The organism is Malaciobacter halophilus (assembly GCF_002837275.1).
Classification (GTDB): Bacteria; Campylobacterota; Campylobacteria; order Campylobacterales; family Arcobacteraceae; genus Malaciobacter; species Malaciobacter halophilus.
Genome location: NZ_NXIF01000027.1, coordinates 43,265 through 57,992, shown reverse-complemented (window position 1 = coordinate 57,992; position 14,728 = coordinate 43,265). Strand labels below are relative to the sequence as shown.

General features: G+C 27.0%; 16 protein-coding genes. 7 read left to right on the top strand and 9 right to left on the bottom strand.

All coding sequences use genetic code 11. The features are described from left to right. Positions 1-625: 625 nt before the first annotated feature. Complete coding sequence (thiI, locus tag CP960_RS07280; RefSeq protein WP_101184757.1) at positions 626-2,104, bottom strand: tRNA uracil 4-sulfurtransferase ThiI; 1,479 nt, start codon at positions 2,102-2,104, stop codon at positions 626-628. Positions 2,105-2,282: 178 nt separating this feature from the next. On the opposite strand from thiI, the gene CP960_RS07275 reads away from it, so the two are divergent. Then, positions 2,283-2,918, top strand: a complete 636-nt coding sequence (locus tag CP960_RS07275) for a UPF0323 family lipoprotein (protein ID WP_101184756.1) — start codon at positions 2,283-2,285, stop codon at positions 2,916-2,918. A 13-nt stretch (positions 2,919-2,931) separates the two neighbouring features. Further along, positions 2,932-4,110, top strand: coding sequence for a glutathionylspermidine synthase family protein (locus CP960_RS07270; RefSeq protein ID WP_101184755.1), 1,179 nt, complete (start codon positions 2,932-2,934; stop codon positions 4,108-4,110). Positions 4,111-4,119: 9 nt separating this feature from the next. On the opposite strand, the gene CP960_RS07265 is transcribed toward CP960_RS07270, so the two are convergent. The 7 genes from CP960_RS07265 to CP960_RS07235 form a co-directional block, all read right to left on the bottom strand. Then, the gene (locus tag CP960_RS07265; protein ID WP_101184754.1) at positions 4,120-4,617 is read right to left on the bottom strand and encodes a hypothetical protein; all 498 of its coding nucleotides are present in this window, start codon (positions 4,615-4,617) and stop codon (positions 4,120-4,122) included. Continuing rightward, positions 4,610-5,572, bottom strand: coding sequence for a tetraacyldisaccharide 4'-kinase (locus CP960_RS07260; protein WP_101184753.1), 963 nt, complete (start codon positions 5,570-5,572; stop codon positions 4,610-4,612). Before CP960_RS07260 ends, CP960_RS07265 begins: the two co-directional genes overlap by 8 nt. A gap of 4 nt (positions 5,573-5,576) precedes the next feature. Further along, positions 5,577-6,713, bottom strand: a complete 1,137-nt coding sequence (locus CP960_RS07255; RefSeq protein ID WP_101184752.1) for a DegT/DnrJ/EryC1/StrS family aminotransferase — start codon at positions 6,711-6,713, stop codon at positions 5,577-5,579. Between the two features lie 3 nt (positions 6,714-6,716). Then, complete coding sequence (locus CP960_RS07250) at positions 6,717-7,478, bottom strand: NAD+ synthase (RefSeq protein ID WP_101184751.1); 762 nt, start codon at positions 7,476-7,478, stop codon at positions 6,717-6,719. A 20-nt stretch (positions 7,479-7,498) separates the two neighbouring features. Continuing rightward, positions 7,499-7,717, bottom strand: a complete 219-nt coding sequence (locus CP960_RS07245; protein WP_101184750.1) for a hypothetical protein — start codon at positions 7,715-7,717, stop codon at positions 7,499-7,501. A gap of 2 nt (positions 7,718-7,719) precedes the next feature. Further along, the gene (locus CP960_RS07240; RefSeq protein ID WP_101184844.1) at positions 7,720-7,947 is read right to left on the bottom strand and encodes a (2Fe-2S)-binding protein; all 228 of its coding nucleotides are present in this window, start codon (positions 7,945-7,947) and stop codon (positions 7,720-7,722) included. A 126-nt stretch (positions 7,948-8,073) separates the two neighbouring features. Continuing rightward, complete coding sequence (locus CP960_RS07235) at positions 8,074-8,829, bottom strand: TerB family tellurite resistance protein (protein WP_101184749.1); 756 nt, start codon at positions 8,827-8,829, stop codon at positions 8,074-8,076. Positions 8,830-8,922: 93 nt separating this feature from the next. Here CP960_RS07235 and tatB point away from each other — a divergent pair, with 93 nt between their 5' ends. The 5 genes from tatB (at position 8,923) to CP960_RS07210 (ending at position 13,421) form a co-directional block, all read left to right on the top strand. Then, positions 8,923-9,426 (top strand): Sec-independent protein translocase protein TatB, encoded by a 504-nt coding sequence (tatB, locus tag CP960_RS07230; RefSeq protein ID WP_101184748.1) that lies wholly within the window; start codon positions 8,923-8,925, stop codon positions 9,424-9,426. Continuing rightward, entirely contained in the window at positions 9,426-10,166 is a 741-nt protein-coding gene (gene tatC / locus CP960_RS07225; RefSeq protein ID WP_101184747.1) for a twin-arginine translocase subunit TatC, read from the top strand. The genes tatB and tatC overlap by 1 nt, the downstream gene beginning before the upstream one ends. Beyond that, positions 10,150-11,190 (top strand): tRNA preQ1(34) S-adenosylmethionine ribosyltransferase-isomerase QueA, encoded by a 1,041-nt coding sequence (gene queA, locus CP960_RS07220; protein WP_228152037.1) that lies wholly within the window; start codon positions 10,150-10,152, stop codon positions 11,188-11,190. The genes tatC and queA overlap by 17 nt, the downstream gene beginning before the upstream one ends. Before the next feature lie 30 nt (positions 11,191-11,220). Continuing rightward, positions 11,221-11,964, top strand: a complete 744-nt coding sequence (locus CP960_RS07215; RefSeq protein ID WP_101184745.1) for a 3'-5' exonuclease — start codon at positions 11,221-11,223, stop codon at positions 11,962-11,964. Between the two features lie 119 nt (positions 11,965-12,083). Beyond that, positions 12,084-13,421, top strand: coding sequence for a sodium-dependent transporter (locus CP960_RS07210; protein ID WP_228152032.1), 1,338 nt, complete (start codon positions 12,084-12,086; stop codon positions 13,419-13,421). Between the two features lie 19 nt (positions 13,422-13,440). On the opposite strand, the gene CP960_RS07205 is transcribed toward CP960_RS07210, so the two are convergent. After that, a complete protein-coding gene (locus CP960_RS07205; protein WP_101184743.1) occupies positions 13,441-14,691 on the bottom strand; it encodes a ComEC/Rec2 family competence protein in 1,251 nt (416 codons plus the stop codon). Positions 14,692-14,728 lie beyond the last annotated feature (37 nt).

The window sequence follows — 14,728 nt, the reverse complement described above, 5'->3', positions numbered from 1 at the left end:
TATTTAGGATTAATTGATACTCCTCCCCATTGCCCTTTGAATAGGATTGTTATTTCAAAACTAAGGTATTCAACTTTACTTAGTTGGACTAAATTGGATTGTATGAATAAATATTTAGATATTATAAATAAAGTTAGAAAACTTGCAAAAGAAGAAACAACTCTTTATTCCTAAAGAATTAAATGTCCTTAGTTTTCATATTTTAAAAATATCTGCTTTAACTCTACCTATTCCTTATTTACTATTTTAGTTCTAATTTTTTATAGCTGATTTTATTATTTCATCATCTTCAGCCTGTTTAAAATTTAAGTAAGACTATATTGTTTTTTATCCTAAAAACATCACTATTAATCTGTCAACAGTCTATAGAACATAAAAAATGAAGATAAATTATAACAAATATGAATCAAATATATGGAAGTTCAACAATTTGTACTTTGCGACATAAAAGTTTGGACAATCTAGGTTAAAATAAAAGAGATATTAAAAAATCTCTTTTATTTTTCTAATGATTTCTTTAAAATGTTCAATTCTTTCACTTAATGCAGTAGTTTCATTATCACTATAAATATAACAACTATCTATACAATATAATTCAAAGGTATTTTAACCTTTGAATTATTGGTTATTTTGATTCTTGAGGTCTATAAACTTTAATATTTGTGTAGTTTTCAGCATCTCTTAAATACTGTCCATGTAATTGACTTAGTATTCCTTTTTCACAGTAAAAAAGGTACTCTTTGTCTTGTGGAAGTTTTTTAAACTCTTTTTTAAGATTAAAAAATGGTATTTTTAAAACTTCTTGATTTTCTACTTTGATACACTCTTGACCTTGTCTGATATCAATTATTGTATATTTCTTAGTCTCTTCCAGATTTGACACCACTTCCATCTGCCCTATTTCAGATATATCAGCAATAATCTCATCAATATTTGTAATTTGTCTATTTTCAACTGCTTTATCAACCACAGAATAATCAAATTTACTTGATTCTTTTTCCATTCTTTCATATGAACCATGAGTTACTGGTGCTTTAGAGATAACTCCACAATATTCAGGCATTGATTCTGCAAACTTTTTAGTACCAATTTGCGCAGCTATTTCCATTATTTCTGGTTTATTCATAGTACAAAGTGGTCTTAGCACTAATTTATTTGTAAACTGGTCAATTAAAGCTAGATTTCTTAGAGTTTGACTTGATACTTGAGCTACACTTTCTCCTGTTAAAAGTGCATCAATTTTCATCTCATTTGCTACTTTTTCTGCTGCTTTTAACATTACTCTTTTAAGTGTTACTCCCATATAAGGTTCACTTGTTGAATTGAAAATTTCAGTTACAACATCATCAAATGGAACAGAAATAAATGAAACTCTATGAGAAGAACCAAATCTTTTCCATAAATAATATGCTACTTGTTTTACTCCTATTTCATGAGCTATTCCACCAAGATTAAAGAAAATAAAGTGTGTTTTAACTCCTCTTTTCATAGTCATATAACTTGCAACTGTTGAATCAAATCCACCTGACATCAAAGAAAGAATACTTCCTTGTGTTCCTAAAGGAAATCCACCTAAACCTTTATGTTTTAAAGTAATAATATTTAATTGGTTATTAATTAATTCTATATTTATAGTTACTTCTGCATTCCTTAAATCAACACCTTTTGTTTCATTATTTGCAAGCATATATCCACCAACAGTTTGTTCAATATTTGTTGATTTAAAATCGTGTTCACCAGTTCTTTTAGCTCTTACAACAAAAGTTTTACCAATTATTTCTTTTGCCATTAAGTCATTTACTTTTACTTTTATTTCATCTAAAGTATTAATATCATCAATTTGTATAGCTTCTAAAACTTGCTCTATTCCTGGTGTTTCTACTAATATTTGTCTTATTTCAGGTACTACTTGTACAGGACAAACTACTTCTACTTTATCAAAAAATTTTTTCAATGTAATATCTTCAGATACTCTTTTTACTAAAGTTCTTACATTATTATAAATTTGAGCAACCATTTGTCTTTTGGCTTTTTGGCCCTTAATCATAACTTCTGGAAAAAACTTTATAATAAATTTTTGTGTTTTTACTTCATTACTATTCATTAATTGAAAACCTTCATATTTTAATCGCGCAATTATAACATAAGAGTTTTAATCTTAGAAATATATCCTTTATTATAAGAAAAAAATTTCGCTATTTTCCCCTTCATCTATTTTATAGAAACTATTTAGTATTATACACTCACTTTTAAAACTATATGATTGTAAAAGGATTATAAACTTGAAAAAGAAAAGTCACATTAAAAAAATATCCGACTATGCTATGGTTGGAGGTCTTGGAGCACTTTTAGTAACTGGACTTGTTGGTTGTCAAGAAAAAACAAATGAACAACAACAAACACAAAATGGTGCTTTTACTGATGCTTCTCAAAAACAAAACGCATTTGTAGTAATTGAAGAGTTACCAAATAAAGGTGGTTATACAATAGTAGATGAGTTCCCAGCTAATAAAACTACAATTGTGCTTAGAAAACCTGATGGAACTGAAAGAATATTAACACAACAAGAGATTGATAAATTAGTAAAAGAAGAAGCAGCAAAAATAGATGCAGGAACATCTGCTCTTACAAACCCTGAAATGTCAAGTGGAAGTATGGGACTTGGAGGTGTTTTATTATCATCAATTGCTGGAGCGATGATTGGATCATGGATTGGAAATAAACTATTTAATAATCAAAACTATCAAAACCAAAGAAAGACTCAATACAAATCTCCACAAACTTATAGCCGTTCTCAAAGTTCATTTAAAAAAGCTGCTACATCAGCCAACAAATCAAGTGCTACAAAAAGAAGTGGATTTTTTGGAAATAAATCTACTAGTACAAGAAAATCATCAAGTTCATTTTTTGGTGGATAAATAAAGGTCAAACATGAAATTAGAAAAACTACAAGCTCTAACAAATGAGTATTTAGAATCAATTGGTTTTGTATGGCATACAGATGAAGATGAGACTTCATATATTGCAAATGAAGTAGTTCAAATTACACCTGAAGAAGCCGAAGCTTATTATGAAGCGTGTAATGAGTTATATGATATGTTTTGTGAAGCTGGAGATTATGTAGTAGAAAATAATCTGTTTCATGAAATAAATATTCCTTTTAATTTAGTTGATGTTATTAAAGAGTCTTGGGAAAATGATGTTCATTGGCATTTATACTCTAGATTTGATTTAGCTGGAGGTATTGATGAAAAACCAATAAAACTAATAGAGTTTAATGCAGATACTCCAACTTCGCTTTTTGAAACAGCAATAATTCAATGGGCTTTATTAAAAGCAAATCATTTAGATGAAGCTAGCCAATTTAATAATGTTTATGAAGCATTAAAAGACAATTTTAAAAGAATAATTACTCTTGATACTGATATAGATAAATTTGAAGAACATTATCAAAATCTAGGTTGGAAAATACTATTTTCTTCAATTGCAAGCTCTGCTGAAGATGAAAATACTACAAAACTTCTTCAACATATCGCAACTGAAGCTGGTTTTAATACAGATTTTGAATATATTGATAAAGTAGAATTTAGCGATGATGGTATTTTTGCAAAAGAACAAAGTTTTGAATTTTGGTTCAAACTAATACCATGGGAAGATATTGCAATTGATGAAAGTGAATTAGCTTTATTATTAACAGAAATAATTGAAAATAGAAAAGCGATTATTTTTAATCCTGCTTATACTTTGATGTTCCAATCAAAAGGTTTTATGAAAATTTTATGGGATTTATATCCAAATCATCCACTACTTTTAGAGACTTCTTTCGAACCTTTAGAGGGTAAAAAACAAGTTGAAAAAAGATGCTTTGGAAGAGAAGGTGCAAATACTAAAATTATAAATGAAGATGGAACTATTGATGAAGAAACAAAAGGTGACTATGAAGGTCATAAACCAATATATCAAGAGTATGTAGAACTTCCAAAAGATAGTGAAGGAAACAGTTATCAAGCTGGAGTATTTTTTGCTTATGAAGCTTGTGGTTTAGGCTTTAGAAAAGGAAGTAAAATCTTAGATAATATGTCTAAATTTGTAGGTCATATTATCAAGTAAATCAAAGATTTAAATCTTTGGTTTACTCTTTTCATATAACTTATTTTCTTTTTCAATATGAGCTAATAATAGTTTAAAACTTTGCTCTATTATTTTAAAGTTCTTTACAGATAAAACAGGTGAATGGCTAAGCCTATCTTTTGGTTTTAGTCTTCTAATAGAACTATCTCTAATATCTAATTTACCATTGATTAGTACTATATCATAAGAGGCTTTTGTATTTGCAAAACCAATACTCAAAGGAATATAGTATTCTCTTTCACCCTCAACATAATACCAAATAGGTTCATTTCTAAACATCACATAATTTAAAGGTGCATCAATAGTACACCCTATTGAATTATGAGAATTATGCAAAATCTTTCTAACATTTTCAACTGTTATTATTGATTTTTTTAATCTTTTTTGAACTCTTTTATACATAAGTTTCCACAATAAGGATTTTATAACTTTTGCACCATCATAGTGATTTAAAATCTCTTCTTCTAAATAGTATATATTATTCATTTATTTTCCTATAACTATTTATATATTCATTCATTAGTGAAAAATCTATATGCTTATTATCAAGTTGTAACTCTAAATTCATTAAGTATACATTTGTCAAATTAAACTTTTTTAATTTGACATAATCTTTTTGCGTAGTAATTAAAGAGTAATCTTTATACTCATTTTTAATTTTTTCTATCTCCTCTTTTGTAAAGGTGTGATGGTCTTCAAAAGCAACCATTTTTACATCTTTTGGAAGATAATCTAATAATCTTTTTGGTTTTGATATAGCTGTAACTAAAAGTAGTTTATGGGGTAAAACATTTACTCTTTTTTCGTTTAAACTATATGAAACAAACCTTTTGAAGCTTTTCCCTTCTTGTAAAACAATTTGTGCAAAAGAGTAAAACATTTTTGGTTCTCTATATCCACCACTTGGTAAACAAAATATATTTGTAGGTTCATCTTTAGGCTTAATTAATATATCAAATTTATTTATGTTATATTTTGAAAAACCATCATCCAAAAATACAACTTTACAACCTAACTCTTTAGCTTTTTTAATACCATCAACTCTATTCTCACTTACAATAATAGTAGCATTACAAAGAGCATTTGCTAAAAGCATAGCTTCATCACCACTTACTTCTATATCTTCAAGAATTTTACCCTTTTTTGATACAACATAAAGTCCTTTTGATTTCCTGCCATATCCCCTAAGTATTACACAAGCATCATTTATATTTTTAACTAACTCAATTGTCAAAGGAGTTTTTCCACTTCCCCCAGCAATTAAGTTACCTATGCTAATTACAGGTATGTCAAAATCTTGAGGCTTCGCTACTCCTCTTTTTAATAATATTATAAAAAGATATACTAAAGTAAAAGGCAACAAGAGAAAAGAAATAATTTTTTGAAAAGTGTTTGGATAGAAGAGATAATCTTCTATCCACAAAAAGACTCTTTGTTTCAACTATTTATATCCATTCAGAAGCAATTTCAATGATAGTATCACAAATATAATTAACTTCATCGTCTGTTAAACTTGGATACATAGGAATTGATAAAATTTGCTGATAAGAAGTTAAAGCTGCTGGAAACTCTGTAATTTTTATAGAGTATTTATTTTTATAATAACTTAAAAGATGTAAAGGGATATAATGCAATCCTGTTGCAATTCCTTTCTCTTTTAAAGCTCTTGCAAAAGCATCTCTATTTCTTGAGATTTTAATTATAAAGTGGGTAAAAATATGCTCATCTTTTGCTTTAGGAATAGTAATATGCTTAACATCAGAAAGTCTATCTTTATAAATTTTTGCAATCTCTTTTCTTCTTTTTATAAACTTATTTGTTTTTTGAAGTTGTGCTAAAGAGAAAGCTGCATCTAACTCACTCATATCATATTTGTGTCCAATATCTACAACATCATATATATAATCTAAGTTACCATAATCATCATATGTTGTTGTAATAGCATGAGTTCTTAATAATCTTGCTCTTGAAGCAATCTCTTCATTATTTGTAACAATTACACCTGATCTACTTAAAGCATGTTTCCCATTTGATGGGTTTGTAGAAAAAATTGTCATATCTGCTCTTAAAGAACCAACAGTTTCATCATTGAAAGTTACTCCAAGTGCAGAAGTTGCATCCTCTATTAAAATTATTCCATATTTTTCGCAAATATCATATAATCTATCTAAATCTGGAGTTTGACCTGCAATAAATGAAATAATTGCACCTCTTAATTTTTTAGAATTATTCTCTTCTAAAGCTTTTTCAAATTTATTTAAATCTATATTCATATCTTCATTATTAATATCAATAAAGATTGGTTCAGCATCAAAATGTCTCACAACTTCAGGAATATTAACAAAAGAGTTAACAGACATTAAAATCTTATCTCCTCTTTTAAGCTTTATTGAACTTAAAGCAAGGTGTATTGCTGAAGTTGAGTTACAAGTAGCTATTGCATGCCTTGCACCAACAAACTTTGCCATATTTTCTTCGAATTCTAAAACTTTAGAACCATCTTTACTATTTTCTAAAACTGATTTAATTTGATTTAACTCTTCATCATTAACTGATGAGTTGTAAAATGAGATTTCTTTCATGTGCTAACTCCATTTAATATTTGCAATAACAGGTAATTTACCTTTAAATTCATTTGCTTTAATTCTATATTTTAACATATCAACTAATTTTTTTTCATACCCTAAAGCTATAATTTCTTCTTCATTTTCATTATCATCTACTAATAGTTTTAAAGCATCATCCATTTGTTTATATGTATAACCTAACTCATCTTCATCCGTTTGACCTTCCCATAAGTCTGCACTTGGTTTTTTATTGATAATCTCATCAATAACACCTAAATGCTTAGCAAACTCAAACTCATCACTTTTATAAATCTCTCCAATTGGATTGATTGCACAAGCAATATCTCCAAAAATTGTCCCATATCCTAAAAGAAGTTCACTTTTATTTGATGTTCCAACTACTATTGATGAATCCCTTGAAGAGATGTCATATAAAACTGACATTCTTACTCTAGCAGAATAATTTCCTATTCTAAGTTTATCATTGTCCATCTTATCAATATAAGCATTTACCATTGCAGAAATATCTACAACTTCATAATCTATTGAAAACTTTTCACAAAGTTTTTTTGCATCATCAATACTACTTTGACTAGAAAACTGCGAAGGCATAAGTACACAACTCATATTTTTATCAAAAGCTTTTTTACAAAGTACTGCAACTACTGCTGAGTCTAATCCTCCTGATAATCCGACGGTTACTCTATTAAGGCCTATTTTTTCTACTTGTTTTTTTAAAAAATCTATTAATTGTTCTTCTATATGGTTCCAGTTAATCAATTTTTATCCTTTGATAATTATTATATCTCATCTTTTTTTGTTTTTTCATAAAGTTTATCTAAATATCCTAAACTACTTTGAGAAATATTACTTTTCTTTACTTTTAACTTATTTTTTATAGATTCTAGTTCTTCTACATCAAAATAGTCTAAAAAGTTAGGATTTATCTCTACTTTATCATCTTCATTTACTGCAATTAATCTTTTAATCTCTTCTATTAACTCTTCTTTTTCTTCCATAATTATTTCTCAAATTTCTTTAATATTTGTGTTAAGTATAGTTCTAATTTCTCTTCACCAATATCACAACTTGCATCTTGACAACATTTGCAAGCTGTTCCTGCATCAGTAATTTTTCCTAACTCTTCTAATGTTTTAGCATCTTTTTCTTTGATTGCATATATAATTTCACCTAAAGTTACATGTTTGCAGTTACAAACCTCATAAGAATGAGGAAAACTTTTAGCCATCAACTCTCCTTTTAAAATCATCTAATATATCTTTGCAATAAACTCTTTTTTTAAAACCTCTTTTATTTGTGAAACAGTAACATTTTTACAATTACAAACTTCATAAGTATCATCAAAACTATGCAATTATTCGCCTCTTGATTTCTTAACTCTTTCATAAGCTTCATTGATTTCTTGAAGTTTTTGTGTTGCCTCATCAATAATATTTTGGCTTGCTCCTTGTCCTGCAATTATATCAGGATGATGTTTTTTAACTAAAGTTCTATATTTTCTTTTTATTTCATTACTAGTTTCATCTTTTGTAGCACCTAAAACTTCATATGCTTTATCTAAAGAGATACCTTCTGCCTCTTCTTGTTTTTTATAAAATGTTTCAAAAGCATTAACTAATCTTTCAAAATCTTCTCTTTTTATTTGCAAAAACTTAGCAATATCTTCTGTTATCATAAACTCAGTATTTGAAAAATCTTTATCTATGAAAGCAAGATTTAATAAATACTCCATAATTTTAACTCTTTTATTATAATTATTTTTAGTTAACTTGTATAAATTTTGACAAATTTCAATAGTATTTTCAAAACTTTTTTTCTCTTCCTCATAAATTGTTGTTAATTTCTGTCTTATTTGTTCTTCATTTTCAAAATGTCTTGAAATATCATTTAATGTATGCTTTAAAAGTTGTGCTTCTAGTTCACATACTTGACCATCTGCTTTAGCTACTTTTGCCATTAATGCAACTAATAAACCTGCTTCATGTTGCATTAGGTCACCTTCAAACTTCTCTTTTACATCTAATCTTATATTTGCAAACTTTTCAGTCTTATAATTTCTTGCTATAAAATACAATGCAACTGCAATTATCAATAGAACTATAAATTTCATTATTTTCCCTTAAACTATTTATTTGATTTAATAGTGAGATTTTATCAAAAATTAGGTAAAATTTTTTCTTTTAATACTATTTTGGAGAATTATATGTTTGGAATGGGCTTTTTTGAGATAATGCTTGTTGCAGTAATTGCGATTATTGCATTAGGACCTGAAAAATTACCAAAGGCTATGGTAGAAATAGCTAGATTTTTAAAGAAATTCAAATCAGGTGTAGAAGATGCAAAAACTACATTAGATAATGAATTAAGTATATCTGATATGAGAGAAGAAGCGAACAAATTTAAAGCTCAAATTGAAGATGCAAAATCATCAGTAAATGTAAATAATATGGATTTAGGTCTTGATGATATTATGAATGACACAAACTCACAAGAGAATGAGATAGCTTCTTATAAAGAAGAGACGTCAAAAAAACAAAAAAAGAAAAAGAAAAAATCTCAAGAAAAAAAAGAGATTGATAATAGTCACAATAAAGAAGAAGAAAAAGAGACTTTACAAACAGAAGAGAATCCATCTGATAAGTTTAAAGTAAAGTTTGAAGAAGAAAAAGAAGACAAAAATGTTGAAAAAGTAAAGGAAAATAGTTAATGTTAGAAGATTTAAAACCGCATATTGCTGACCTTAGAAAAAGATTGATTAATGCTACAATTGCTCTTGTAATTGGTTTTTTTATATGTTTTTTCTTTTATGAACCCATTTTAGAATGGATGATGGTTCCAGTAGAGGCTGTACTTCCTGAAAAATCTCAAATGGTTGCAGTTGAAGTTCAAGAAACATTCTTTACAGCACTTAAAGTTGCTTTTTTCTCAGGATTTATTTTAACACTTCCAGTTATATTTTGGCAATTATGGTTATTTTTAGCTCCTGGTCTTTATGACCATGAAAAAAAACTTGTTATTCCTTTTGTGTTCTTTGGAACATTAATGTTTTTAATTGGTGCTTCATTTGCTTATTATATTGTTATTCCATATGGTTTTGAATTCTTAATTAATTTTGGTTCAGCTGTTGTAACAATTTTACCAAGTATTGGTAAATATGTAGGTTTCTTTACAAAATTATTATTTGGTTTTGGTATTGCATTTGAATTACCTGTTGTTACATTTTTCCTAGCAAAAATTGGAATTGTAGATGATAGAATGTTAAAAGACTTTTTCAAATATGCTGTTGTTATAATATTTGTAGTAGCTTCACTTTTAACACCACCTGATGTTTTAACACAATTTTTAATGGCAGGTCCACTTATTATACTTTATGGAGTTTCAATATATATTGCAAAAGTATTTAATCCTGCAAGTAAATTAGATGAAGAAGATGATGACGAAGAGTAAATTAGACCCATTAAAAACTTCAAGTTATGACTACAAGCTTCCTAAAAAACTCATAGCAACTCACCCCGTAAGCCCAGCAGATAGTGCTAGGCTTCTGGTTTATGATAGACAAAAAGACAAGATTATACATACTACATTTAAAAACCTTCTTGATTATATTCCAGAAGATGTTTCTATATTTTTAAATGATACAAAAGTAATTAAAGCTAGAATATTTGGGCATAAACAATCAGGTGGAAAAGTAGAATTATTATTAAATAAACCGCTATTTATGAATAGATATTTAGTAATGATTAGAGGAAAAGTTAAAAAAGGAACAGTTTTAACTTTCAAAAAAGGTTTAAAAGCTGAAGTTTTAGAAATAAATGAAGATGGTAGTAGAGTTGTAAGTTTCTATTTAGAAGATAAAAAGAATTTAGAATTTTTACAATTAGTTGATATTTTAAATCAAATAGGACATCTTCCTTTACCTCCTTATATGAATAGAGAAGATGAAGAGCAAGATAATAAAAATTATCAAACACTATTTGCAAAAAATTATGGTGCAGTTGCAGCTCCAACTGCTTCTTTACACTTTACACCTGAACTTTTAAAAAAATTAGAAGATAAATTTAGTATTGATTATCTTACTTTACATGTTGGAGCAGGAACTTTCAAGCCTGTCGATGCTGAAGATATTTTAAACCATCCAATGCATAGTGAATATTTTGAAATAGGAATTAAAGCAAAAGCTTCTTTAGATAATGCAAAAAAAGTATTAGCAGTTGGTACAACAGTTACAAGAACGGCAGAATATTATGCAAGAACAAATAAAATTCAAGGAGAGTGTGACCTTTTCTTAAATCCTTCTAATAAACCATTAAAAGTAGATCACTTACTTACAAACTTTCATCTACCTAAGTCAACTTTAATCATGTTAATTGCATCCTTTATTGGATTAGAAAAAACTTTAGAAGTTTATGAAGAAGCTATAAAACAAGAGTATAGATTTTACTCATATGGCGATGGAATGCTAATCATATAATATATACAAGAAATTTTAAGGAATAAACTTATGCCAAAATATGTACTTTTTGATACAGAAACGACCGGAAACCAAGAAGAAGATAGAATCATCCAATTTGGAGCTATGATTGTTGACCAAACAGGAAAAGTAGAAGCTTACGATGAACTTTGTCACAGTGATGTAGAAATAAAATTAGAAGCTATGGAAGTTCACAATATTACTCCTAATTTAATACAAAATAAACCAAAAGCAACAGAAACTACTTTTTATAAAAAACTACTTGAGTTAAATAATGAAGAGAATTTCTTAATTGCTCATAATATAAATTTTGATTTATCAATGATTGAAAAAGAAGGTTTTGAAAATCATTTTCAATTAATTGACACACTAAGATGTGCAAAACATCTTTTCCCTCAAATGCCTTATCATAGACTTCAATATTTAAGATATGCATTAGAACTTTATAAAGTTGAAGACATAGAAGCAAAAAAACATAATATCACTATTAAAGCGCATGATGCAATTGGTGATGTATTAGTAATGAAACTATTTTTATCAAAACTTGTAAAAGAGTGTAGAAAACAGTATCCAGATTATAATCCTATGGAAAAATTAGTAGAACTAACAAAAACTCCTGTATTTATTTCAACATTTAAATTTGGTAAATATAAAGACAAAGATGTAGTTGAAGTTGCTAAAGAAGATAGTGGCTATTTAAACTGGATGAGAAGTAATTTAAAGTTGGATGAAGACTTAAAATATACACTTGATAAAGTTCTTAATCAAATTTAATTCTTAAAAATAACTAAAATATACTTTTTAGTTATTTTTTATAGCTTATCATATAAATTTCATATAAATTTCATATAATTTACTTTATAATTACACAATTTAAAAAGAAGGGTATGTATTTGAAAAATCATTTTTCAAGAATAGGTTTTATTTTGGCAGCTGCAGGCTCAGCTGTTGGATTGGGTAATATTTGGAAATTTCCTTATGTTACGGGAGAGTATGGTGGAGGAGCATTTGTATTAGTTTATTTACTAGCTATATTATTTATAGGGCTTACGGTATTTCTTGCCGAAGCAGTAATTGGACAAAATGCACAAGCAGATGTAGCGACCTCTTTTGTTAAAACTTCAAAGTCAAAAAATAAAAACTGGAAATTTGCAGGATTTATTCTTTTTTCTGGGTTAATAATTTTATCTTTTTACTCTGTTGTATTAGGTTGGATTTTAAGTTATGTATTTACTTCATTTGGAACACTACCAAGTGATGCAAAAACAGCAGGTGCTGCTTTTGAAACACTTATTTCAAAAGATATTGCTGCACAAATTGCATATCATACTATTGTTGCAGGTTCTGTAATTTTTATTGTACTAAAAGGTATAAAAGAAGGAATAGAGAGAATAAATCTTATCTTAATGCCACTTTTAGGACTTATTTTATTAGGTTTATTAATTTACTCATTTACATTGGATAGTTTTTCAACTGCTGTAAGTTTTATGTTCTCTCCTGATTGGAGTAAGATTGATGGTAATGCACTTTTAGCTGCACTTGGACAAGCATTCTTTACACTATCACTTGGTGTTGGTACAATTATGACTTATTCAGCTTCATTACCTAAAAATGTGAACTTTGTAAAATCATCAATAATGGTAGCTATTGTAGATACTGCTATTGCTATTACTGCTGGTTTAATAATTTTCTCATTTTTATTTGAAGCAGGAGCACAAAGTTCAGCAGGTCCAGGGCTTGTATTTATCTCATTACCTGTTATTTTTTCTGGATGGGGATTTTTAGGTCAAGTAATTGCTATTTCATTTTTTGTTGCATTAGTTTTTGCTGGTATTACATCTGCTGTTTCAATGATTGAGCCATCTTTAAAATTCTTTATTGATAGATTTAACTTTACAAGAAGAAAAGCAACAGTTATTTGTGGTTCAACTTTTTATTTATTAGGGATTGTAGCTTTACTTTCTATGACATCTGCATATTCAGAGTCTTTAACTTTCTTTGGAAAGAATGCATTTGATTTGATGGATTTTATGACTTCATCTGTTATGATGCCACTTGCAGCCATATTAACTTGTGTATTTTTAGGATATTTTGTTGATAAAGAGTTACTTCAAAGAATTTTTACTGCACATGTATCTAATTTAGTATTTAACATTTGGTATTTTTTAATTAAGTTTATTGTACCAATTGCAATTATTACACTATTTTTAAATAAATTAGGAATACTTTAATATATAAAGGCTTTTGCCTTTATATATATGCATATACATTAAAAACTATTAATAATATATTTACTATATAAAAAGCCTCTTTTTTAAAAACTGCCAATAAAGAAAATACTAAATAAATAATAAAAAACCACAAAGATGTTTGTACAGTATATGAGCTAAATTGAATAGTTAAAAACTGTTTTATTAAAGAGTCTAAAAGGTCTGCAAATCCAATAAAATGCAAAAATAACTCCAATGGATAAAAAACAGTAAAAAATAGAGTTATAAAAGCAGAGAATAACTGTAAAGTAGATGTTTCATAGAAAAAATAGTGAATTATAGGGTTAAGAGCAAAAAATATCCAAAAATTAAATAAAATCAACATATAAAATTTTGGTAAATTTTTAAAATATTGTAAAAATAAAAATATATAAAAGACTCCTAAAACTGAAAACCATAAAGACAAAGAAAAAAGATACTTTGGGAAAAAAGCGATTATAAAAAGTAGTGTAATTAGTAAAGTATTAAAAGATAAAATCTTTATATTCGAACGCAAAAATATAATTGCAAAAATAAACATTATAAATGCCCTTAAAAAAGAAGCAACAAAATCAATCAAAATAAGATAAAACAGTAAAATAATACAACTTATAATCAATATATCAAATCGTCTATTCCTATGATTAAAATATATTTTGTGTATATAAAAGTATACTAAAAAAGAGAAAATATAAATTATAAAAGAGAAAATGCCTAGATGAAATCCAGAAATTGCAATAAGATGTGAAATTGCAAAATTTGTACAAAACTCTCTTAATTGTGTTGATATTGGTAAAGCTAAAAATAAAGCATTAAAAAGTTCTGCAACTATTTTGTCTTCATGCATGCTATTTATTTTTTCACTCAAATAAGAACGTAAATCAAACTCTTTTTTATCTATTTTGCTAACAAATAGTGTTTTTGTAAAAAAACCTTTTAAGTATTCATAAAAACTTATATATTTTGTAATAAATAAAATCTCAACAAAACTATTTTTCTTTAAGTCTATTTGTTTATTTAGTTTTGTAAAAACTATTTCATTGTTAATTGTTTTTAATTTATATATATCATAATTGTGTTTTTTATATATGTTTAATATAGTAGCTTTTGATAGAAATACTTCATCTTCTTTTATATCTTTATATTTAGAATACTCATAAAATATATTAATTAAAAAAATAGATAAAATTAAAAAGATAAAAAATAGTAATTCATTTTTTGTTTCAATTAAATTTACTGACTCTTTACTCATACAAAATATTATATCAGTATTAAGTAAAAAATAATAT